A 21,958-nucleotide genomic window follows, 5' to 3' on the forward strand; every position below is an offset into this window, starting at 1 on the left:
GCCCCGGCACACGCCCTCTCCCGGCCGTCCCCCCACCACACGCGTCGCCGTCGTCCACAGGTGCGTACGCGACTCGCGCAGAGGAGGTTGCGGAGCCGGTAGCGTACGCCGGAAAGCGGGCAGGGGGGCGAGTGCAGGTGTCGGACAGCGGGAGCGGGTCTCCCGCGCAGGGGCGGCTCCCCAGGCAGCCGCTCCCCGCGGAACCGCTCCCGAGCGGACGAGAGGAATCGCTGCCCGGCGATCCGCACGTGAGCAAACCGGGCGTAAGCGAACCGGGCGTAAGCGGACCGGGCGTAAGCGGACCGGGCGTGAGCGGGGCGCTCCGGGGCGAACCGGCTGAATCGCTCCCCGGCGCAGTAGGCGTGAACGAGGCGTTCTGGGGTGAGGAGCGTCCGGGGTGGGGTGAGCGGCTCCGGCGCTGGGGGCGCGGGCGGCTGGCCCCCCGGGACCCGGTGCGTCCGATGGCCTGGGCGCGCGAGGACCTCCCGGGATGGGCGCGCCGGCACCGGTGGTTTCTCGGGGTCTTCGGGCTGGGTGCGCTGCTGCGGCTGGTGACCGTGCTCGGCTACCGGCCCGCGCTGTGGTTCCCCGACTCCTACACGTACGTGGTCACCGCGATGCGGCCGAGGCCGGACCTCGTCCGGCCGGCGGGCTACTCGATGTTCCTGCGGCTGTTCGAGGCGTTCCACAGCTTCGCCCTGGTGGTGACCGTCCAGCACGTGCTGGGGCTGCTCGTCGGCGTGATGGTCTACGTGACCGTCCTGCGGCGCGGAGGCCGCGCGTGGGCGGCCGTCCTGGCCTGTGCGCCGGTGCTGCTCGACGCCTACCAGATCGAGCTGGAGCACCTGCTCGTCTCCGACTCGCTGTTCACGTTCCTGCTCGTCGCGGCGGTGTGCCTGGCGATGCGTCGGCGGCTGACGGCACGTGCGTCCGCCGCGCTCGGCCTCCTGCTGGCCGCCGCCACGCTGACCAGGACCGTCGGGCTCCCGCTGATCGCCGTCTTCGCGCTGTTCCTGCTCGCGTACGGCATGCGGCGGGCGGGCGCCGCGGCGGGGACCACTGCGGAGACCACGGCGGGGACCGAAGGAGCGGCGCGGCCGAGCACGGTACGGCCGGGCAGGGTGGTGGCCGCGATCGTCCTGCCCTTCCTGGTGACCGCGCTCGTGCCGGTCGCCGCGTACGCGGGCTGGTTCTACGCGAGCCACCAGCGGCTCGGGATCATCGGCTCGAACGGCGTCTTCCTCTACGCCCGGACGATGTCGTTCGCCGACTGCGCGGTGATGGACCCGCCGGCCGACCTCGCCGTGCTGTGCGATCCCCGGCCGCCCGCGTCCCGCCCGGTGTCCCAGGAGTACATCTGGGACGCCGCGTCGCCCCTGGTCCGGCTGCCCGGCATCACGTTCACCAAGGAGACCGACACGCTGGCCGGGAGGTTCGCCTCGCTCGCGATCCGCAGCCAGCCGCTCGACTACCTCCGTACGACCCTGACCGAGCTGGGCCGGTCGTTCACGCCCGGGCGGCCCGTCTACCCGGACGCCGACACCTACGGCTACTACCGTTTTCCCGCGACCGTGCCGCCGCCGCCCGGCCGGTATCCCGCGCTGGTGGGCAAGGAGTTCGCCCGGCGCTACGAGCAGGGGCCGCTCACCGTCCGCATCTCCGAGCCGCTCGCGGGCTGGATGCGGGGCTACCAGCGGGTGGCGTGGCTGCCCGGGGCCGCGCTGCTGGCCGTCCTCCTGGTGCCGCCAGCCGCATGGACGGCGAGGCGGGCGACAGCGGCCCGAAGGGCTCCGGGCGCCCCGGAACCCGAGGGCTGGGGGCTCGCCTGGGCGACGGCCTGGGCACTGCTGCTCGTTCCCGCCGCGACGGCGCAGTTCGACTACCGCTACACGCTGCCCGCGGTGCCGCTCGCCTGCCTGGCCGCCGCGCTGGCCGTCACACGGCCGGCCGCCTCGGCCGCCCCGATGGCGTCGCGAGGCCGCCGCGAGGGCGCGTGAACGGCCATCTCCTCGGAAGCACCGCCAGGATGTTGTGACCTGCTCGAACAGCTTCGGGAGCACCAAATCGGGGTAAAGACAAACTGATTCTGATACCCAAAATGTCGGTGTTTAGTATGCTCTGGCCCTGGATCATGGGGGGCAGTGGCGCGGCGCAGGCCGGGCCTGGATCCTCCCAATCGTGGCGCCCGCAGGCTCTCCCGTGACCTACGCTCGGAGCGCGCCCTGTGATCGCCAGGCAAGGAGGACAAGTGTGCGAGCGAAACGTTGACCCTGTCTGCCTCTCGCCCACTCGTCCGGCCGCTTCCTGGGCGGGCCCGAGGTGAGCGAGCGCAGGCGTGTCAACCCGCCCGCCGGGCCTCCTTCTCCCGCCTCCGCCGACCAGAGGGTCTGGGGTCCCCCCGGCGACGGCTCGTACGGCGGCGCCTTCCAGCCGCCGGCGCGTGACGGCCGGACGGCGGCCGCTCCCGTGCCCGCCGGCTACGCCGACCTGCCGGCCGACCCCGCGGGCTACGCGGACATGCCGCGCGGGCGCAGGCGGCAGCAGGACGGCCTTCCTCCCGACGCGCAGGAGGGCGGCCGTGGACGCCGCCGCTCCGGCCAGCGCCCCGAGCCCCGTCACGAGCCGGGTAACGGCCCTGGTTATGGGCCGGGTCATCAGCCCGGCTACGAGGCCGGTTACGAGCCTGGTTACGAACCCGTACGCGACACCCGCCGCCCCGCCGGTGACGGCCACGAGAGCGAGCCGTCCGGGCGGCGGGGCCGCAGGCGCGGCGACGAGGAGACCGCTTACGGCGCCTCCCCCGCCGGACCCGGCGGACCCGGGCCAGGGCCAGGTGGACCCGGCGGACCCGTCGAACACGCCGGCCGCAGGCGGCGCGAGTCCGGCGGCGACCGTGGGCGTCGTGGCTCGGGCGGCGACGACCTGCCCCCGGACGACGAGCCGCCCCGGCGACGCGGGCCGGGCGGCGGCCGGTCGCGCCTGAGCATCGCCGGCTGGATCAGCATCGCGATGACCTGCGTGCTGGTGATCGGCACGCTGACGGCCTACAAGGTCTACCGGAGCACGCTCGGCCTGATCAACAGGGGCGCGTCCACCGACGAGCTCGACAAGAACCGCCCCGTGAGCCCGACCGGTGCGATCAACGTGCTGCTCGTCGGCTCGGACACCCGCGCGGGCGACAACAAGAGGTACGGCCAGCACCTGGTCAACGACGGCGAACGCACCGACACGATCATGCTGCTGCACGTGTCGCCCAACCGGGACGCGGCGACGCTGCTGAGCTTCCCCCGCGACTCGATGGTGCTGATCCCCGCCTGCTACTCCCGCAACAAGACGCTGATCCCCGCGCACACGGGGATGATCAATTCCGCGTTCTCCGACGGCGGGATGATCTGCACCCGCCGCACGATCGAGAGCCTCACCAACATCCGCATCGACCACTTCATGAAGGTGGACTTCACCGGCTTCAAGAACATCGTCAACGCGCTCGGCGGCATCCAGATCTGCCTGCCGCAGGCGGTCAACGACAAGAGCTCGAAGCTCACGCTCCCCGCCGGCAAGCAGGTCGTGATGGGTGAGGCCGCGCTGGGCTACGTACGGCTGCGGCACATCGGCGACGGCAGCGACATCTCCCGCATCAAGCGCCAGCAGGTCTTCATCTCCCAGGTGGTGAAGAAGGCGACCAGCAGCGCGCTGCTCAGGGACGTGGGCAAGCTGCAGAAGTTCATCGCCGCCGCGGCCCGGTCCGTCACGATGGACGACGCGCTCAACACCGAGGAGCTCATCAAGATCGCGACGAGCGCGCAGAAGCTCTCGGCCAAGGGCTTCAAGGCCACCACGGTCCCGTGGGAGCCGTACGCGGCCGACAAGAACCGCGTGCAGTGGAAGGAGCCGGCCGCCGGCAACCTGTTCCGGGCCATCGCGAACGACACCGAGGTGACGCCCACCGCCTCCGCGAGCCCGGCCGCGTCCGCCGCCGCCTCGCCGAGCGGCCCGGTGGTCACCAAGCCGCAGCAGGTCAAGGTGCAGGTGTTCAACGGCACCAACAGGTCCGGCCTGGCCAAGGAGGTCGCCGAGGAGCTCACCGGGCTCGGCTTCAACGTCGTCGGCGTCGGCGACGCGAAGAAGCCCGACGGCAGCGACCAGCCCAAGACCATGGTCCGCTACACGGGCCAGGGGTGGAACTACTCGAAGATCCTGATCGGCAAGCTGCTCAACCCCGTCTCCCCGGAGACGGGCAAGGCGGCGACCGGGCCGGTCACGCCGTTCACCCCGGCGTCGCCGCCGCCGGACGCGCCCACGGGCCGGGTGCGCGGGCCGATCGTCCAGCTGGTGATCGGCGCCGACTGGAAGGGCGTGCGGATTCCCCTCCAGGTCGGGGACAACGCGGTCACCTCCGACACCGACATCTGCTCCAGCTAGGAACGGCCGCGGAGGGCCGGACGCGACGGATACACGTGGGTTACGTCCGGCCCCCGGGGCGACACAGGTGTCCAAGAACGTTAGGGTGGTGATCTGGCGAACGCGCCCCGTTCGCCCGTTCGGCTGATGCGCCGGGGCGCCTTCGCTAGTGTCCGAAAGGACGCGGTGCACGCCTCGGGTGCCCCTGAGGCGTGGCCGTCCCCGAGCCTCCCCCGACAGATAGCTGAGCGTTTCTCCGTGAGTGACACCCGCCGTCATCCCCCGGTTCCCGGTTCCCCGCCAGGCGTCGACGACGACGCCGAAGAGGCCCCAACCGGAGTGATAGGCCGCATCACCGGAGACTGGCCCGCTCCGGACGGCGGCCCGGCCCGCCGGGATCCGTCGGCCGCGGGCGCTCCGGAGCAGGGACCCCTCGCGGACCGGACCGGCGCGCCGCTTCACGGCCGCCACGAGGGCGGCTTCCCGGGCTCGCGCCCGGAGGGCGACCCCGATCTGCCCGTGCGCGGCCGCCACGAGGACGGTCAGCCGGGAGACGCGCCGCCGCGGGCGCAGCAGGGTCCGGGAGGCGCCGTTCCCTCGGGCCAGGCGCCGTACGAGAAGCAGCCCCTGCCCGTACGCAAGCCGCGCAGGCCGGGGGCCGCCCGGCTGGGCGCGCCGCCCCCCGAGTCCGCGCCCTCTGCCCCGGGCTTCGACTACTTCTCCGCCGGCCGGGGACAGAGCGGACCCGGCCGGGGGCAGAGCGGGCCCGGCCGCCGGCCTCTCGCGTCCGGCCCGGACGCCCCCGCGCCCGCCCCCGGCGAGGCTCCCGCCTTCCCCGCACCGGCCTTCGGCGGCGGCGAGACCGAGGTCTTCGGAGCTCCGCCCGGCCCCGCTTCCCCGCCTCCGGCCTTTCCCGCGCCGGCCTTCGGCAGTGGCGAAACCGAGGTCTTCGGGACGCCGCCGGCGCCCGCCTTTCCCGCACCGGCCTTCGGCGGCCCCCAGACCGGCCCCGAGACCGGTCCCGAGGCCGGCCCCGACATGTCCGTGAACCCGTTCCTGGACACCCCGCCGACCGGCACCGCCGCGCCCTCCTCGCCGCCGGACGATCCCTTCGGCGCGCCGCCGTTCCCGCAGCGGACCACGTCCGGCGGGCGCGGCGAGCGGCCGTTCCCGGACGACGACCCGCCCACCGCCTTCCAGGCGCCGCTCACCGACTTCCGGACGCCTCCCACCGCCGCCCAGGCGGCGCCCGCCGCCTTCCAGGCCGCGCCCGTGCCGGAGGCCCCGGCGGCCCCGCCGTGGCCCGGCCCGGAGGGCGACCCGGGTGACTGGGACCCCTGGCGGCGCGCCCAGGACGGCGGCGTGCCGGACCCCCGCCAGACGGGCCCGCTCGGCAGGCCGCTGCGCGCTCCGCTGCCCGCCTGGGCCGAGGCGCCCAGCCGGTCCGCCGACCCGTTCGCCGACCCCTTCGCCCGGCGTACGGACCGGCAGGACGGGATGGAGGGCGGCGAGCCCGAGCAGGAGCCCGCGCCCCGGGCCAGGAAGCCGCGCGATCCCTACCTGGACAACGTGAAGTTCGTCGGCATCGCCATGGTGCCGATCGGGCACGCGCTGGTCCCGACGCTCGCGGCCGACTCGTCCCGGGCGGCGTACTTGTTCATCTACGTCTTCCACATGCCGCTGTTCGTCATCATCAGCGGCTACCTGTCCAGGAACTTCTGGAACTCCAACGCCAAGACCAACAAACTGGTCGACACGTTCCTCGTGCCGTACGTGATCGTCGAGGTGGGTTACGCCCTGCTGCGCACCGCCTTCGGGCACAAGTTCAGCATCACGATCATGGATCCGGCGTGGTTGAACTGGTATCTGCTGGCGCTGTTGTTCTGGCGGCTGTCCACACCGGTGTGGAAGCGCATGCGCTACCCGTTCGTCATCTCGATCGCGGTGTACCTCTTCGCCGGGTTCTCCGAGCTGACCGGTGACTTCAGCATGGACCGGTTCTTCGGCCTGCTGCCGTTCTTCGTGCTCGGCCTCGTGCTCAAGCCGGAGGTCTTCGACTTCCTCAAGCGGCGCTGGGTGCGGGTGCTGTCGGTGCTCGTCCTGCTCGGCGCGGCGGGCGTGGCCGTCTTCCTCGTGAAGAACTACTCCGTCAAGCTCGGGCCGATCTACTACAAGAACAGCTTCAAGGACCTCCACCTGGTGTGGTGGAAGGGCATGGCCCTGCGTACGGGCCTGCTCGTGGCCGCGCTGGCCATGTCGGCGGCGGTGATGTCGCTGGTCCCCCGGCGGCAGACGTGGTTCACCGACCTCGGCACCCGCACGCTCTACTGCTACCTGCTGCACGGCGTGCCCGTCATGATCGCCAAGGAGATGGGCTGGCTCGACGTGCCCTGGCTGTACGGCCCGCTCGGGGTGGCGGCCATCGCGTGCTCGAGCTTCGCCCTGGCCATCCTGCTGTGCCTGCCGGTGACCCGCACCGCGTTCAAGTGGCTGCTGGAGCCCCGGCTCACCTGGCTCTACCGCAGGCCGAGCGTGCAGGCGAAGTAGCGCCCGCACGGGAAGTTCAACCGCATTTCGGGGAGGGTTCACCCGAGGCATCCGGTCATTTCGGACTGCGCGGCCAGCCTCCCTGTATGAGGGTATGTGTCGCCACGACCGTGCATCACCCGGAGGACGCGCGGATCACCCACCGGCAGATCCGGGCGCTGCTCGACGCGGGACACGAGGTGACCTTCGTCGCGCCGTTCACGCACTGCAACGTGACTCCTTCGCCGGGGATCCGGGCCGTCGACGTGCCCCGGGCGGTGGGCCTGCACCGGAGCAGGGCGCTGCGGGCGTCCTCCTCGGCCCTGCGCAGGGCCACGCGGGACGCCGACCTGCTGCTCGTCCACGACATCGAGCTGCTGCTCACCCTGCCGCGCAGGAGGCCGCCCACGGTCTGGGACGTCCACGAGGACACGATCGCCGCGCTGGACGCCAAGTCGTACCTGCCGGGACCGCTGCGCGGCGTCCTGCCGCCGCTGATCCGGGCGATCGAGAGCCGGGCGGAGCGCCGACTCCACCTGATCCTCGCCGAGGAGGCCTACCGGGCGCGCTTCCCCGGCCCGCACCCCGTGGTGCCCAACCACACGTACGTGCCGCCGACGCCGCCTCCGCCGCCCGGCGACTCCCGCGTCGTCTACGTCGGGCACATCTCCGCGGCGCGGGGCGCCGCCGAGATGATCGAGGTCGCCCGGCGGCTGCGCCCGTACGGCATCCGCCTGGACCTGATCGGGCCGGCCGACGCCGCGGTCCGCCCGATGCTGCGCGACGCGCAGCGCGAGGGCGTGCTCGACTGGTTCGGGTACGTCCCCAACCGGCACGCCCTGCGGATGGCCGAGGGCGCCCTGGCCGGTCTGTCCCTCCTGCACGACCTGCCGAACTACCGGCAGTCGACGCCCACGAAGATCGTCGAGTACATGGCGCGCGGCATCCCCGTCGTGACGACCCCGCTGCCGAACGCGGCGTCCCTGGTGGGACGGGTCGACTGCGGCACGATCGTCCCCTTCGGCGAGGCCGGCGCGGCGTCCGGCACCGTCGCGGACCCGGTGGCCGGCACGGTGTCCGACTCGGTGGCCGACTCGGTGGTGCGGGCGGTGCTGCGCCTGCGCGACGACCCCGATCGGCGGGCCGAGATGGGCGCCCGGGGGTACGTCGAGGCGCTCAACCACTACCACTGGCCCGCGGTGGCCGGGGACTTCGTCGCCCTGCTGGAGCGGTGGGCCGAGGCCCCCGGCCCCGTCTCCGCCCTGTCTCCCGGCCGCACGGTCCCCGCCTGACGGGCCGGCGCCGGCCTCATTCCTCGCCGAGCTCCCGGCGGCGGCGTTCGAGGAAGGCGCGCTCGGCGGCGTTACCGCTGCGGGCGGCCGCCGCCTCGTACGCGCGGGCCGCCTCCCCGGTGCGGCCGAGCCGTCGCAACAGATCGGCCCGTACGGCGTGGAAGACGTGGTAGCCGCCCAGGTCCAGGGGTTCCAGAAGGGCGAGGGCCGCGCGGGGACCGTCGAGCTCGGCCACCACGACCGCGCGGTTCAGCGCGACGACGGGGTTCGGCGTGAGCGCCAGCAGGTGGTCGTACAGGTGGAGGATCTGCCGCCAGTCCGTGGCGGCGGTGGACGGCGCGTCGCTGTGGACGGCGTTGATCGCCGCCTGGATCTGGTACGGCCCCGGCCTGTCGCGGCGCAGGCACGCCCGCACGAGGTCCTGGCCCTCGGCGACGAGGGCGGGGTCCCACCGGCTCCGGTCCTGCCCGGCGAGCGGCACGAGGTCGCCGTCCGCCGTCGTGCGGGCCGCCCGGCGCGCGTGCAGGAGCAGCATGAGCGCGAGCAGGCCGAGGACCTCCGGCTCGTCGGGCATCGACTCGGCCAGCAGGCGCCCGAGGCGGATCGCCTCCGCGCACAGATCCTCGCGGACCAGCCGGTCGCCCGCGCTCGCCGTGTGCCCCTCGTTGAAGATCAGGTAGACGACGGCCAGCACGGCCCGGAGGCGGTCCGGCAGGTCGGCCTCGCGCGGGACCCGGTACGGGATCCCGGCGTCGCGGATCTTGGCCTTGGCCCGCACCAGCCGCTGGGCCATGGCGGGCTCCGCGACCAGGAACGCCCGCGCGATCTCGGCCGTGGTGAGCCCGCCCAGCAGGCGCAGCGTCAGCGCCACCCGGGCGGTGGGAGCGAGCGCGGGATGACAGCAGGTGAAGATCAGCCGGAGCCGGTCGTCGTGCACCGCGCCCTCCTCGTCCGGTTCGTCGTGGTGGTGCGACAGGGCGGCCCGCACCTGCCTGTCCTCCCGCGTGGCCTCCCGCCGGAAGCGGTCGATCATCCGGTTGCGGGCGGTCGTGATGATCCATCCGGCCGGGCGCGGCGGCGTTCCGTCCCGCGGCCAGCGCCGCGCCGCCTCCGCGAAGGCGTCCTGGACCGCCTCCTCGGCGAGGTCGATGTCGCCGAAGTGGCGGACCAGGACCGCGACGGCGCGGCCGTACTCCTCGCGGAACACCCGCTCCACGTCGGGAGGCCCCGTCATCGCCCTCGCCCCGGCGGAGGGCCGACGCGAGCCCGCGCGCCGCACGGCTTGTCAGACACCGCCGTCGTCGTCCCCCACGACGTGCGCGAACGGACGCACCTCGATCGGAAGCGTGGTCGCCCGCGCGAGCCTGCGGCCCCACTCCAGCGCCTCGTCGAGGTCGGACGCCCTGATGATCGTGAGCCCGCCGACGTGCTCCTTGCCCTCGGTGTACGGACCGTCGGTGACGAGTTCCTCGCCGTCGCGCGCCCGGACCACCGTCGCCGTGTCCGGGGCGTGCAGCCCACCGCTGAAGACCCACGCCCCCGCGGCCCGCAGGTCCTCGTTGAGCACCGCCAGCTCCCGCATGATCGGGTCCAGGACCTCCGGCGGGGGCGTACCGCCGCCGGGCTGCCGGATGCTCAGCAGATAGTGCCTCATGGTCTTCCGTACCTCCTCTGGCGGGCAGGCGGGGCGCCGGCCCTCACTCTCTATACGATCGGCCTCCCCGCGCATCGACATCCGATCTGGGACAACCTTGCCGCCGTACGACTGTCCTCCGGCGGCCGGGCTTGCTGTACTGGAGGCATGGCAAGCCATGTCGTGCAGGGGCGCCGGGTCGAGATGCCGGTGGAGGTCCGCGACGCTTCGATGTGCCTCGCCGGGTATCTGGTGCGGGCCGACGCCGCCCGTGCGGTCCTCGCGTACTCCGGGATGGACGTCACCGAGGTGCTGCCCGGCAAGGCCATGTGCATGCTGGCGTTCGTCCGCTACCACGACTCCGACCTCGGCTCCTACGACGAGTTCGGCGTGATGTTCCTCGTACGGCCGGCCGGCGCGAGCGCCCCGCCGAGGCGCGGGCTCCTCGCCGGTCTGAAGGACCTGCGCGGGGCGGGGTCGGGCGCGTTCGTCCACTGGCTCCCGGTCGACCAGGGCTTCACGATGGAGGCGGGCCGGAGCATCTGGGGCTTCCCGAAGGAACTGGCCGACGTCGACCTGCGGCTCGGCTCGCCGTACAAGCGGTGTGTGCTGCGCAGGGACGGCCGGATGGTCGTCGACCTGCTGATCAGGCCGGGGATGCCGGCCGCCCCCGCGCCGCTGGTCGGGAAGTCCGTCGCGGTGCCGGACGCCTACACCCACCTCGACGGGGTGACCCGGCGCGTCTCCTGGGCCGCCCGCGCCAGGGGGATCCGCTGGCGGCCGGGCGGCGCGCTCGTCCGGCTCGGCAACCATCCGATCGCCAAGGAGCTGAGCGAGCTGGGGCTGCCCCGGCGGGCCCTGCTGACGGTCACCGCCGAACACGTGTCGATGACGTTCGAGGAGCCGCGGCAGGCGTGACGCCCGGCCGTGCGCGCGGCGTCAGACGATGGGGGGACGACCGAGGCGGAGCATGCGCCAGGCGGTGCGCCAGGCCATCGGACGGCGCTCTCCCGCCGGTTCACGCAGCCCCTCCACGAAGCCGCCGAACCACGCCTTGACCGCGGGCAGCGACCGCTCCCGCACGAGCGTGAGCACCATCCAGTTGAGCAGGTAGAGCGTGGCGAGCGGCCACGGCAGGTTGCGGCGGGCCAGCCACACCCGGTTGCGGGCGTTCAGGCGGTAGAAGTCCGTGTGCCGGCTCGGCAGCACCAGCGGGTGGTACATCACCGTCTCGGCGTCGTACTCGATGCGGTAGCCCTCCCCGAGCAGCCGCCAGGCCAGGTCGGTCTCCTCGTGGGCGTAGAAGAACCGCTCGGGCAACCCGCCGACCTGGAGGAACGCCGACTTGCGGATGGCGCAGGCGCCGCCCAGGAAGGTCGTCACCGGGGAGGAGCGCTCGGGGTCTCCGGCCCGCAGGCGGGGCACGTGGCGCCGCTGCACCAGGCCGCCCTCGGGGTCCATCACCCGGAAGGAGATCACCGCGAGGTCGGGCTCGTGCGTGAACCGCTCGCGGACGTGCGCGGCCACCTTGGAGTTGGCGTACCAGCCGTCGTCGTCGAGGAACAGGACGATGTCGCCGGAGCACTCCTGCACGCCCCGGTTCCGTCCCTCGGGGATGCCCGCGTTGTGCTCCAGCCGGACCGTCTTGATCGTCGCCGAGCTGCCCGGCGGCGGCGCGGCGGTCAGCTCCGGCACGTCCGCGCCGTTCCCGACGACGACCACCTCGATGTCGCCGTCGGTCTGCGTGAGCGTGGACTCCACGGCCCGGTCGAGCTCGGCGATCCTGTTGCCCATGGTGAGGATGACACAGGAGATCTTCACCGCGTCATCGCCTCGACGCTGGGCGCACTGCACACGACTTCATGTTCACCGAGTCTGTATGGCCGGGCGATCCGGGAGCTGCCTGGTTTACCGTGGCACAAGGGTATCGGAACTGCCACCAAACCCCCACCCAACCGCGGATGTACGGATGACCGGCGTGCCGCCCCGCGGCCGGGCCGCCCATGTGCCCGCTCATGAGAGCCGCCGGGACGCGAGGATGCTGACCAGGTGCAGCACGAGCTGGACCGCGGCGATGACGACGCAGGCGACCATGAGGATCCGGGTGGCGGAGAACCAGTTGTCGAGCACCGCCGCGGCCACGACGATCAGTGACAGCTCGACGGCCTGGATCACCCGGTGGAACCGCAGCGCCGCCGCGGCCCGGCGGGCCAGCGCGAGCCGCGGCGAGGCGAACTGCTGCGCCGCCGCCTCGGTGGTCGCGACCAGGCCGGACCGGGCGCGGGCCACGTCGACCAGGTCGGTCTCCGCCTTGATCAGGATCGCGCCCAGCGCCGCCGCGACGCCCATGACCGTGTACCAGTCGGGCAGCGTCTCCGACGCCCGGAAGCCCAGGCCGATCAGCAGCGCCGCCTCGGCGAAGTAGTGCCCGACCCGGTCGAGGTAGACCCCTGTGATCGAGGTGCGGCCGGTCCAGCGGGCCAGCTCGCCGTCCGAGCAGTCGAGCAGCAGGTAGATCTGGATCAGCAGGGCCGCGGCCAGCGCCGCCCAGAGTCCCGGCAGGGCCAGGACGGCTCCCGCCGCCACCCCGCACAGGATCATCAGCCCGGTGACCTGGTTGGGGGTGATGGGGGTCTTCGCCAGCAGCCACGTGGCGTAGATGGACAGCCGCCGCATGTACAGCAGGCCTGCCCAGTGCTCGCCGCTGCGGCGGTCCATGGTGGTCTGCGGCTGGGCGACCGCGCGAAGCTCAGCTACCGACGGCGCGGACATAGTCCTCAACTCTCGCCCGGACCTCGGGCTCCGACAGCCGGAGGTGCTCAAGGATGGTGTAGCGGCCGGGCCGGGTGCTGGGGGCCAGCATCACCGCGGCCGTGAACTGGTCGGTCGTCAGGCCGACGTCGCCGGGCACGACCGGCAGGTCGTGCCGTCTGAGGCAGCCGGTCACCTGGCCGAGCCGGTGCGCGTCCTCCCGGAGGAAGTAGCAGAACGCCGCGCCGATGCCGGCCAGCTCACCGTGGTTGGAGGTGCCGGGGAAAAGCTGGTCCACGGCATGAAGGATCTCATGATCGCCGCCACTCGCCGGACGACTTGACCCGGCGATGACCATCGACATGCCCGAGAGGATAAGCGCCTCGGCGAGCACGGTCAGGAACGCGTCCGACTCGATCGAGTCCTGCCTGCCCAGGACGGCCTCGGCGGACGTGCGCGACATCGAGATCGCGAGGCCGTCGATGGGCTCGCCGCGTTCGACGTTGCCGAGCTGCCAGTCGTCGATGGCCGACAGGTTGCTGAGCACGTCGCCGATCCCGGACCGGACGAGCGAGGGCGGGGCGTCGTGGACGAACTCCAGGTCCACCATGATCGCCAGTGGCATGGGCACCCCGAACGAGCCCTTGCCGCCCTCGTGCACGAGCGAGGCGACCGGGGAGCAGATCCCGTCGTGGGAGAGGTTGGTGGCCACCGCGACCATCGGGATGCCCGCCAGGGACGCGGCGTACTTGGTGGCGTCGATGGTCCTGCCGCCGCCGACGCCGATCACCGCCTCGTAGTTGCCCTTGCGCAGGTCGGCGCCGAGCGACACGGCCGCGTCGACCGTGCCGTCCGCCACCCGCAGCACCTTGGCCTCACCGAGCGAGGGCGCGATGACCTCCGCGATCCGGTCGCCCTGCCCCACGCCGACCGCGACCGCGACCCGGCCGGAGGTGGCCACCCTGCTGTCGGCCAGCAGGGTGCCGAGCTGCGCGATCGCGCCCCGCCGCACCTCCATCGTGAGGGGGGCGGGGAGCATCCTTGCCAGAATCGGCATGCGAACTCCTCAGAAGGCCGCGCGTCTCAGTAACGGCACGCGATCTCGCGGGCCTTCGCCAGGTCGTCGTGGTTGTCCACCTCGACCCAGTCGACCTTCCCGATCGGGGCGACGGCGATGTTCTCGCCGCGCCGGACCATCTCCTGGTAGCCGTCCTCGTAGTAGAGCTGGGGGTCCCGCTCGAAGGTGGCCCGCAACGCGTCGGCCAGCCGCTCGGCCGCGCCGGGCCGGATCAGCGTGGCGCCGATGTACTCGCCGTACGCCTCGGCGGGGTCCATCAGCTTGGTGATCCGCTTCAGCCGGCCGTCCTCCAGTGTGACCTTCATCTCCTCGTCGGCCAGGGACTTCACGTCGTCCACGGCGAGCAGGATGTCGGAGGTGTCCTCGGCGGCCAGCAGGGTCCGCTCCACCGACACCGGGTGGACGGTGTCGCCGTTGACCAGCAGCGCGCCCTGCGAGAAGTGGTCACGCGCGCACCACAGCGAGTACGCGTTGTTCCACTCCTCGGCCTTGTCGTTGTGCACCAGCGTCAGCGACACCCCGTGACGGCGCTCCAGGTCGGCCTGGCGCTCCCGTACGGCCTGGGCCTGGTAGCCGACGATGACCACGACCTCGCGCAGGTCCACGGCCGCCAGGTTGCGCAGTGCGATGTCGAGGATCGTGGTCTCACCGTCGACCGGCACCAGCGCCTTGGGCAGCGTGTCGGTGTACGGCCGCAGACGACGTCCGGCTCCGGCGGCCAGCACCATTCCGAGCAATTTCCCGCACTCCTTGAGGTCGAGCGTCAGACAGTAACCCCAAAGGTTAGTTGGCCCGGGGCCGCACTTGGGTAATCCGCCGTTGGTCTGACGTTAATCCTGGGGAGCCGGTTCCACCGCCTGGTCGGGCGTACGGGGGGCGGCCAGCCAGCAGGTCAGGCTCTCCCAGCCGAACAGTCCCCACAGGTAGAGCGCGAGCAGGACGAACGCGGGAGCCACCATGTCGAGCAGGCCGGCCAGGGCGACGACCAGCATCCGGCCGTCCCAGCCGAGCCCGGCCGTGGCCAGCCACGGTGGCGGATACACGTGCTGACGCACCCGGTAGACGATGTCGTAGTGGTGGAAGGCCATCGCGCCGAGCAGCGCGAAGGTGATCACGGGCGGCACGGAGCGGGCGAACCCCGCGGAGGCGACGAAGCCGTACTCCGTCAGGCGCAGGATCGGGGGCGCCAGCCAGTCGAGCCGCCCGTCGTGCCGGTGCGCGCTGCCCGCCCCGGCGAGCAGCAGGGCGACCGCGGGCGCGAAGACCGCGAAGTCGTCGGCCCCGGCGATGCCGAGGACCAGCAGCACGGCGGTCACGAACGCCCCCGCGAGCGCGGGCGGCAGGGGCGGCAGCTGCCCGGCGACGAGCAGCCCCATCGCCCGCGACAGCGGGCCGTCGTCACGCTGGGCGACCACGACGCTGCGCGGCACCGGGGTCATGTGTACGGAGATCACGTCGGAGCCCTCCCGAGCGGCGTCGTGGGTGGGGCGGCTCATGCGAACGACCTGGCCATCCGCCCGGCGGCCGTGTAGGCGAGCGCCACCCCGCCCCAGCCGAGCAGCGCGAGGAACGTCACCCGCGCGTCGAACAGCGCCGCCGTGACGCAGATCAGGGCGGTCCGCTCCCCGATCGGCAGCACGATCATCTTCTTCAGCCAGTAGGCCACACCCCGGTCGAGCCGCCGCGACAGCGCCAGCACCGACCCGGTGCCCGAGGCCGCGGCCGCCGCCGGGGCCTCGTCCCAGGGCACCGCCATCGAACGCGGGGCCGCCGCCCGCAGGCCCGCCGCCCGCGCCCGGTCGGCCAGCGCCCCGGCGTACGCGAAGTCGACCATGTGCCGGATCGTCTGCAGGACCAGCGCGGCCACGGCCAGGGCCCAGATCCGCCAGGACTCCCCGGGGCCGGACGTGTACCCGAGCACCAGCCCGACGTAGACCACGTACTCCTTGATCCGGTCGCAGATGGCGTCGAGCCAGCCGCCGAGCGGGGAGAACCGGCGCGTGTACCGCGCGACCTGGCCGTCCAGGCAGTCGAGCACGAACGACAGGTAGAGCGCGACCGCCCCCACGACGAGCCCCGCCCGGTGCCCGTCGGAGAACCAGACGGCGGCGATGAGCGCGAACGCGACCGAGATGCCGGTCACCGAGTTGGGCGTCAGGCCGAGCCGTACGGCCGGCCGGATCAGATGGCGGGACCACGAGCTGACGCAGTAGGTCGTGAAGAAGCCGTCTCCGCTCTTCACGGCGGCCTCCAGCCGGGCCCGCGCCTCGTCGACGTCGGCGAGCTCGCGCACCGCCCGCTCGGCGGCCGGGCGGGTCGCGACCCGCCCGCAGTGCAGCGCGCCCAGCGCGACGGCGTGCACCGGGACGCCCGCCCGGGCGAGCCCGGTGAGCAGCAGCTCGGGCACCTCGGTGTCGCCCACCCGCCCGAGGTGGCGGCGCTGGGCGAGGTCGGCCAGCTCCTCGGCCAGGTCGGCGAGACCGGCCAGGTGCGCCTCCCCGACCTGCAGGACGCCGCGGAAGGTGCCGTTGGCCCACTCGACCTCGTGGAAGGAGGTGCCCGCCGACACGACGCGGCCCCACTCCGTACGCACGGGCGGCCGAAGCGGGGCGGGATCGCCGCCGGCGACGATGGCGCCGGTCGGGCGGGCGGGATGTTCGAGCAGCAGGGCCAGCGCGTCGGTGTGCGCGACGACGTCGGCGGCCAGCACGGCGACCGGGGAGGTCGAGGCGCGGGCGGTCTTGGCCACGATCCGCAGGTCCTCGGCGAGGCCGTCGCTCACGCAGATCTGGTGCCGTGGGCCGCTCTCGACCTCCCGCTCCCGCCCGCGCGCCGGATCGGGCGGCCGCCCGCCCGCCGTCTCCGGCCCGGGGCCGCGCGCCGCGATCTGTCTTCGCTCGCCGTCCCAGCCGTCCTGGCTCCGCACCACGATCAGCACCTCGCGAATCGGCAGGGTGAGAAGCTGGGCGACGAGCCGCTCCAGGAGGCTGCCCTCCGACCGGGCGCCGTCGGAGCAGGGCAGCCCGGCGGCCGGCGAGGTCGCGAGGACGACCGCCACCGTCTGTGTGTCCCGTACCGTACCGGGCTTGCTCGGATCCGCCCCCATATGGAAACCCGTTTCACGTCGGCCGCACGTGCTCACCTCGCAAAGTAACCGAGTGATCACTAGGTGGCAATCACCTTCTCCGGCTTCCGGCACGGGTATGGTCTGCTGTCGGGGAGGACATCATGATCGCGGAATCGCGTCTGCGCAGGGTGGGGGTCGTGCTGGCCGGCGGCGTCGGCCAGCGCGTGGGGCTGAACACCCCGAAACAGCTTCTGAAGATCGCCGGAAAGACGATCCTGGAGCACACCCTCGACGTGTTCGACGGCCATCCGGAGATCGACGAGGTGATCGTCCTGATGACCCCCGGCTTCGTCACGGACGCCGAGGAGCTCATCAGGCGGAACGGCTACACGAAGGTCTCCCGGGTGCTCGAAGGAGGCGCGAGCCGTACCGAGACGACCTGGCGGGCCCTGTCCGCGCTGGGCGAGCGGGAGTGCGACGTACTGCTGCACGACGCGGTCCGGCCGCTGATCGAGCCGCGCGTCATCAGCGAGTGCGTGGCCGCCCTCGACCGCTACGAGGCGGTGGAGGTGGCGATCCCGTCCTCTGACACGATCGTCGTGGCCGCGCCCGGCCCGCGCGGCGAGATCATCCGCGACATCCCCGACCGCTCGCGGCTGCGCCGCGGGCAGACCCCGCAGTGCTTCCGGCTGTCGGTGATCCGGGCGGCGTACGAGCGCGCCCTGGCCGACCCCGAGTTCCCCTCCCTTCCCACGACCGACGACTGCGGCGTCGTGCTGCGCTACCTGCCCGACGTGCCGATCTACATCGTGCCCGGCAGCGAGCGCAACATGAAGGTCACCCACCCGGTCGACGTCTACCTGGCCGACAAGCTCTTCCAGCTCGCCGAGAACACCGCGCCCGCGCTCACCGACGAGCAGTACCGCGCCGGGCTGGAGGGCCGCACCGTCGTGGTCTTCGGCGGCAGCTACGGCATCGGCGCGGACGTCGTCGCGCTCGCCCGGGGCTACGGCGCGAGCGTCCACTCCTTCTCCCGCAGCGAGAACGGCGTGCGCGTCGAGGACGCCGCCGCCGTGGAGGACGCCCTCGCCCGTGTGTACGCCGCGACCGGCCGGATCGACCACGTCGTCAACACGGCGGGCGTGCTCCACATGGGCAGGCTCGGCGAGGCCGGCCAGCACACGATCGAGGAGACCATCGGCGTCAACTACCTCGGCCCGGTCAACATCGCCCGCGCGGCGGTGAAGTACCTGATGGAGACCCACGGCCACCTGCTGCTCTACACGTCCTCGTCCCACACCCGCGGCCGGGCCGACTACAGCCTCTACTCCTCCACGAAGGCCGCCGTCGTCAACCTCACCCAGGCGCTCGCCGACGAGTGGGCCTGCCAGGGTGTCCGCGTCAACTGCGTCAACCCCGAGCGCACCGCCACCCCCATGCGGCTGCGCGCGTTCGGCGACGAACCCGCCGGAACGCTTCTCTCCCCCGCCGCCGTCGCCCGCACCAGCCTCGACGTGCTGCTGTCCCGCCTCACGGGACAGGTCGTGGACGTGCGGCTCACCCGATGACCGCAACCATGTACGGAGGGACGGGCGCTCGCCCATGGGGGGAAACATCACGGGGCGCACGGCCCCCGAGGCGCTGCTCACGCTGCTCGCACGGCGCCTGACTCTGATCGCAGGGAACGGCCGGGGCCTGCGGAGGCTGGCCGGGGGACGCCGAGGGGCGCTCGCCGCGCTGACGCTCGCGTCGTACCCGGCCCTGCTCTTGGCGGCCGTCTGGCCGCTGCCCGCGACCTTCGCGGTGCTCGCGCCGCTGTCGTACGCCGCGGAGACGGCGCTGCCCGGCCGGGCGGCGGCGGCGCTGAGCCGGGCCCATCTGGGCGCGACGGTCCGCTTCCTCGCGCGGGAGACCGCCACCGTGGTGCTGCTGGCACGGGTGGCGCCGGGGCGGCCGTGGTGGTACGCCGCGCTGGCGGCCGGGCTGTTCCTGTTCCACGGCGTGCGGGCCGCGCAGACCTGGCTCGCCTGCCGGCTCGACCGCGTCCACCACCAGACGCCGGTGGTGACCCGCAACATCCACCTGGCGGAGCCGCCGATCCCGCCCCCGCCGCCCCGCGCGCTGCTCGCCTGGCGCGGCACCCGCCTGCTCTACCTCGACGCGCTGGCGATCGTGCCGGCGGCGGCCCTGACGCCGTCCGGTCTCGGCTGGACGGGGGCCGCGGGCGCCGCCGCCGCCGTGCTGCTGGAGGTCGCCGCGGCCGCCGCGCTGCTGGTCCACACCCGGCGGGCCGTGCACCTGGGCGACCGGCGGCGCGTCCTGTCGGCCGTGGACGAGTGGGTCGCCGCCTACCGGCCCGAGGTCGTCATGTACTTCTCCGGCCCGGCCACGGCCGCCTACCAGGCCACGATGTGGCTCGGCACGCTGGAGCGGATCACGCCGAGGACGCTGGTGGTGCTGCGCGAGCGGTCGCTCGCCACTGCCCTCGGCCCGACGACGCTGCCGGTGGTGTGCATCCCCTCGTCGGTGGACCTCATGAACTTCCGCGCGCTGGACGGCGCCCGGGTCGCGCTGTTCCCCGCCAACGTCGGCAACAACATCCACATGCTGCGGGTGCCGGGCGTCCGCAGCGTGTTCATCGGCCACGGCGACAGCGACAAGGAGGCGTCGTTCAATCCGTACACGAAGGTGTACGACGAGGTGTGGGTGGCCGGGCCCGCCGGGCGCGACCGCTACCTGCGCGCCCAGGTGGGCGTCCGGGACGAGGCCGTCGAGGAGGTGGGCCGCCCCCAGCTCGCCGGGATCCGGCGCACCAGCCCGTACGCCGAGGGCGTGGCGCCGTACCGGACCATCCTGTACGCGCCGACGTGGGAGGGGTGGAGCGACGACGTGTTCCACAGCTCGCTCGTCGCGATGGGGCCCGCGATCGTGCGCGCCCTGCTGGAGCAGCCGGTGCGGCTGATCTACAAGCCCCACCCGCTGACCGGCCACCGCTCCCCGGCGGCCCGGGCGGCCCACCGGCGGATCATGGCGCTCCTGGACGAGCGGACCGGCATCCCGCACCTGGCCGTGACCGGCCCGGAGCCGTCCCTGTACGACTGCTTCAACGAGGCCGACGTGCTGATCTCCGACATCTCCAGCGTGGTGTCGGACTTCGTCGCCAGCGGCAAGCCGTACGTCGTGACGAACGTGGCCGCCCTGTCAGGGGACCGCTTCCGCGAGCGCTACCCGGCCGCCGGGGCGGCCTACCTGCTCGGCCCCGACCTGGCGGAGCTGCCGGACGTCCTGCGCCGTCTGGACGCCCCGGGAGAGGACGAGATGGCCGGCGCCCGCCGCGCCCTGCGGGGCTACCTGCTCGGCCCCGACCACCGGGACCCGCTGGCCCGCTTCGAGGAGGCCGTACGGCGGGCCGCCGCCCGCGCCGAGGAACGCGCCCGCCTCCTCGGCCTCGAAGCCCTCGCCCCCTCCGCCCGCGACTGAGATACTGGCGATGCCAACTCAGCGTATCGACGCGGACACGAAGGGATGCGAACCCATGGTCGCGACCTCACGCAAGCCACACGGTCCCGGTCTTGCACCCATACCGGACCGGCCGCTCCCCGGCACTCCCCGTGAGCTGTTCGATTCGCTGCCCCCACTTCCGGGTCTGCGGACCGAGATCATCGACGGGAGACTGATAGTGAGCCCCGTGGGCACCCCCGAACACGGCCAAGCCGCCATGCACCTGTTCCGCGCGTTCATCCCTCTGATGGACGAGCGCGGCTGGCGAGCCTGGGCGGGCAACGTCGATGTCTGCATCGACGGCAGCCGGGACCCGGTCGAGCCGGACTTCGTCCTCGCCCCCAGGGACTGCCCGCGCTGGGGGGAACGCGAACTGCTGTCCTCGGGGCTGGTGCTGGTGGCCGAGGTGGTGTCGAAGGGGAGCGCGGAGGACGACCGGGGCAAGAAGCCGGCGATCTACGCCAGGGGTGGGGTCCCGGTGTTCCTGCTCGTGGATCCGCTGACGACGCCGGCGTCGGTCACGGTCTACAGCGACCCGAAGGAGGGCCTTTACCAGGTGACCTCGACGGTGCCGTTCGGGCGGGAGATCCTCATCCCCCACCCGATCGGCTGCACGCTGGACACCTCAGTCTTCGAAGAGGTCGTCTAGGCTTGCCCGCTCGGCACGCGGCTGGGGCTTGCTGAGCTTCGGGGGGCTGGTCAGGAAGCCCGTCCCCCACGAGACGTGCATGGTGGCGTACACCACCGGAAGGCGTACGAGCGCGGCGCCGGGCAGCCCGCGGCCGGTGAGGACCGAGCCCGCGACGATCGCCGCGAGGTAGCCCCCGGGGACGAGCAGGCCGGGCCAGAAGACGGGCGAGACCACCAGGCCCAGCGCCATCGCCGCGACGGCGGCGGGCGGGGCGAGGTAACGCAGGTTGATCGTGCCCTGGTGGGTGCGGGAGACGACCCGCCGCCAGCGGCCGTAGTGGAAGTACTGCTTGGCGAGGGCGCGCACGTTGGGCCGGGGACGGTAGGTGACGCGCATCCTCGGCTGGAACCACACCAGCCCGCCGGTCTCCCGGATGCGGTGGTTCATCTCCCAGTCCTGCGCGCGCAGGAAGTGCTCGTCGTAGCCGCCGACCCGGTCGAGCGCGCTGCGGCGGAAGACGCCCAGGTAGACGGTGTCGGCCGGGCCGGCCTCCCCGCCCGTGTGGAACCGGGCGTTGCCCACGCCGATCTTCGAGGTCATGGCGCAGGCCACCGCCTGCTCGAACGGCGTGATCCCCTCGGCGGCCATGATGCCGCCGACGTTGTCGGCGCCGGTCTGCTCCAGCGTCTCGACCGCCGTACGGAGGTAGTCGCGGGGCAGGATCGCGTGCCCGTCCACCCGCGCGATGATCGGGTTGCGGGACGCGGCGATCGCGGCGTTCAGCGCGTTGGGCGTGCGGCCGGTGGGGTTCGGCACGACGACGACGCGGCGGTCCTCGGCCGCGATGGCGTCGGCCACCTCCTGGGTGCGGTCGTGGGACGGGCCCACGCTGATGACGACCTCGAGAGGGCCCTCGTAGTCCTGTTCGAGGACCTGCCGGACGGCGTCGCGCAGGTGCCGCTCCTCGTTCAGCACCGGCATGATCACCGATACCGGCGGCCAGTTCCGCGCGGGATTCTGGCTCGACTGTCGCGAGTCGGGAAAGGGCTTCATGGCGGCGCTCACGCTACTGTACGGA

General features: G+C 73.0%; 17 protein-coding genes. 8 read left to right on the plus strand and 9 right to left on the minus strand.

Features of this window, described 5'->3' with window-relative positions:
• The first annotated feature begins 362 nt into the window (after positions 1-362).
• The 4 genes from FED44_RS09105 (at position 363) to FED44_RS09120 (ending at position 8,219) form a co-directional block, all read left to right on the plus strand.
• Positions 363-1,997: a phospholipid carrier-dependent glycosyltransferase gene (locus FED44_RS09105; protein WP_244301807.1), complete on the plus strand. Its 1,635-nt coding sequence runs from the start codon at positions 363-365 to the stop codon at positions 1,995-1,997.
• A gap of 322 nt (positions 1,998-2,319) precedes the next feature.
• Positions 2,320-4,422 carry an LCP family protein gene (locus tag FED44_RS09110; RefSeq protein ID WP_138460387.1) on the plus strand — a complete coding sequence of 701 codons (2,103 nt, stop codon included), beginning with the start codon at positions 2,320-2,322 and terminating at the stop codon, positions 4,420-4,422.
• Positions 4,423-4,659: 237 nt separating this feature from the next.
• Positions 4,660-6,948 (plus strand): acyltransferase family protein, encoded by a 2,289-nt coding sequence (locus tag FED44_RS38045; RefSeq protein WP_167521433.1) that lies wholly within the window; start codon positions 4,660-4,662, stop codon positions 6,946-6,948.
• 86 nt (positions 6,949-7,034) lie between these two features.
• Positions 7,035-8,219, plus strand: a complete 1,185-nt coding sequence (locus tag FED44_RS09120; protein ID WP_111701722.1) for a glycosyltransferase — start codon at positions 7,035-7,037, stop codon at positions 8,217-8,219.
• A 16-nt stretch (positions 8,220-8,235) separates the two neighbouring features.
• Here the strand turns inward: FED44_RS09120 and FED44_RS09125 are convergent, their stop codons facing one another.
• Positions 8,236-9,453: an RNA polymerase sigma factor gene (locus FED44_RS09125; RefSeq protein ID WP_138460389.1), complete on the minus strand. Its 1,218-nt coding sequence runs from the start codon at positions 9,451-9,453 to the stop codon at positions 8,236-8,238.
• Positions 9,454-9,504: 51 nt separating this feature from the next.
• Positions 9,505-9,873 carry a YciI family protein gene (locus FED44_RS09130; protein WP_111701718.1) on the minus strand — a complete coding sequence of 123 codons (369 nt, stop codon included), beginning with the start codon at positions 9,871-9,873 and terminating at the stop codon, positions 9,505-9,507.
• Positions 9,874-10,020: 147 nt separating this feature from the next.
• On the opposite strand from FED44_RS09130, the gene FED44_RS09135 reads away from it, so the two are divergent.
• The gene (locus tag FED44_RS09135; RefSeq protein ID WP_111701716.1) at positions 10,021-10,770 is read left to right on the plus strand and encodes an acetoacetate decarboxylase family protein; all 750 of its coding nucleotides are present in this window, start codon (positions 10,021-10,023) and stop codon (positions 10,768-10,770) included.
• 21 nt (positions 10,771-10,791) lie between these two features.
• Here FED44_RS09135 and FED44_RS09140 read toward each other — a convergent pair whose 3' ends face one another.
• The 6 genes from FED44_RS09140 to FED44_RS09165 form a co-directional block, all read right to left on the minus strand.
• Positions 10,792-11,673, minus strand: a complete 882-nt coding sequence (locus tag FED44_RS09140) for a glycosyltransferase family 2 protein (RefSeq protein ID WP_111701714.1) — start codon at positions 11,671-11,673, stop codon at positions 10,792-10,794.
• Positions 11,674-11,865: 192 nt separating this feature from the next.
• Positions 11,866-12,624, minus strand: a complete 759-nt coding sequence (locus tag FED44_RS09145) for a CDP-alcohol phosphatidyltransferase family protein (protein WP_138460390.1) — start codon at positions 12,622-12,624, stop codon at positions 11,866-11,868.
• Positions 12,602-13,642 (minus strand): iron-containing alcohol dehydrogenase family protein, encoded by a 1,041-nt coding sequence (locus FED44_RS09150; protein ID WP_165900762.1) that lies wholly within the window; start codon positions 13,640-13,642, stop codon positions 12,602-12,604. The genes FED44_RS09145 and FED44_RS09150 overlap by 23 nt, the downstream gene beginning before the upstream one ends.
• A 44-nt stretch (positions 13,643-13,686) precedes the next feature.
• Complete coding sequence (locus tag FED44_RS09155) at positions 13,687-14,418, minus strand: phosphocholine cytidylyltransferase family protein (protein WP_111701708.1); 732 nt, start codon at positions 14,416-14,418, stop codon at positions 13,687-13,689.
• Positions 14,419-14,511: 93 nt separating this feature from the next.
• Positions 14,512-15,177 carry a DUF5941 domain-containing protein gene (locus tag FED44_RS38050; RefSeq protein WP_262367133.1) on the minus strand — a complete coding sequence of 222 codons (666 nt, stop codon included), beginning with the start codon at positions 15,175-15,177 and terminating at the stop codon, positions 14,512-14,514.
• Positions 15,174-16,739, minus strand: coding sequence for a CDP-alcohol phosphatidyltransferase family protein (locus FED44_RS09165; protein ID WP_262367135.1), 1,566 nt, complete (start codon positions 16,737-16,739; stop codon positions 15,174-15,176). The genes FED44_RS38050 and FED44_RS09165 overlap by 4 nt, the downstream gene beginning before the upstream one ends.
• A gap of 170 nt (positions 16,740-16,909) precedes the next feature.
• Here FED44_RS09165 and FED44_RS09170 point away from each other — a divergent pair, with 170 nt between their 5' ends.
• Genes FED44_RS09170 through FED44_RS09180 form a run of 3 tightly spaced genes read left to right on the plus strand, consistent with a single transcriptional unit; the run spans position 16,910 to position 20,898 of the window.
• Positions 16,910-18,316 carry a bifunctional cytidylyltransferase/SDR family oxidoreductase gene (locus FED44_RS09170; RefSeq protein WP_111701702.1) on the plus strand — a complete coding sequence of 469 codons (1,407 nt, stop codon included), beginning with the start codon at positions 16,910-16,912 and terminating at the stop codon, positions 18,314-18,316.
• Positions 18,317-18,350: 34 nt separating this feature from the next.
• The gene (locus FED44_RS09175; protein WP_138460392.1) at positions 18,351-20,228 is read left to right on the plus strand and encodes a CDP-glycerol glycerophosphotransferase family protein; all 1,878 of its coding nucleotides are present in this window, start codon (positions 18,351-18,353) and stop codon (positions 20,226-20,228) included.
• Positions 20,229-20,283: 55 nt separating this feature from the next.
• On the plus strand, positions 20,284-20,898 hold the full coding sequence (locus FED44_RS09180; RefSeq protein WP_138460393.1) for a Uma2 family endonuclease: 615 nt from the start codon (positions 20,284-20,286) through the stop codon (positions 20,896-20,898).
• Here the strand turns inward: FED44_RS09180 and FED44_RS09185 are convergent.
• Complete coding sequence (locus FED44_RS09185; protein WP_111701696.1) at positions 20,875-21,933, minus strand: glycosyltransferase family 2 protein; 1,059 nt, start codon at positions 21,931-21,933, stop codon at positions 20,875-20,877. The two genes, FED44_RS09180 and FED44_RS09185, sit on opposite strands and share 24 nt — an antisense overlap.
• Positions 21,934-21,958: the final 25 nt, after the last annotated feature.

The organism is Microbispora triticiradicis (assembly GCF_005864065.1).
Classification (GTDB): Bacteria; Actinomycetota; Actinomycetes; order Streptosporangiales; family Streptosporangiaceae; genus Microbispora; species Microbispora triticiradicis.

Bases quoted from the DNA above. Each gene is read 5' to 3' on its own strand.
- FED44_RS09120 (WP_111701722.1), top strand. From the start codon at position 7,035: ATGAGGGTATGTGTCGCCACGACCGTGCATCACCCGGAGGACGCGCGG.
- FED44_RS09125 (WP_138460389.1), bottom strand. From the start codon at position 9,453: ATGACGGGGCCTCCCGACGTGGAGCGGGTGTTCCGCGAGGAGTACGGC.
- FED44_RS09130 (WP_111701718.1), bottom strand. From the start codon at position 9,873: ATGAGGCACTATCTGCTGAGCATCCGGCAGCCCGGCGGCGGTACGCCC.
- FED44_RS09135 (WP_111701716.1), top strand. From the start codon at position 10,021: ATGGCAAGCCATGTCGTGCAGGGGCGCCGGGTCGAGATGCCGGTGGAG.
- FED44_RS09145 (WP_138460390.1), bottom strand. From the start codon at position 12,624: ATGTCCGCGCCGTCGGTAGCTGAGCTTCGCGCGGTCGCCCAGCCGCAG.
- FED44_RS09150 (WP_165900762.1), bottom strand. From the start codon at position 13,642: ATGCTCCCCGCCCCCCTCACGATGGAGGTGCGGCGGGGCGCGATCGCG.
- FED44_RS38050 (WP_262367133.1), bottom strand. From the start codon at position 15,177: ATGAGCCGCCCCACCCACGACGCCGCTCGGGAGGGCTCCGACGTGATC.
- FED44_RS09170 (WP_111701702.1), top strand. From the start codon at position 16,910: ATGATCGCGGAATCGCGTCTGCGCAGGGTGGGGGTCGTGCTGGCCGGC.
- FED44_RS09175 (WP_138460392.1), top strand. From the start codon at position 18,351: ATGGGGGGAAACATCACGGGGCGCACGGCCCCCGAGGCGCTGCTCACG.
- FED44_RS09180 (WP_138460393.1), top strand. From the start codon at position 20,284: ATGGTCGCGACCTCACGCAAGCCACACGGTCCCGGTCTTGCACCCATA.
- FED44_RS09185 (WP_111701696.1), bottom strand. From the start codon at position 21,933: ATGAAGCCCTTTCCCGACTCGCGACAGTCGAGCCAGAATCCCGCGCGG.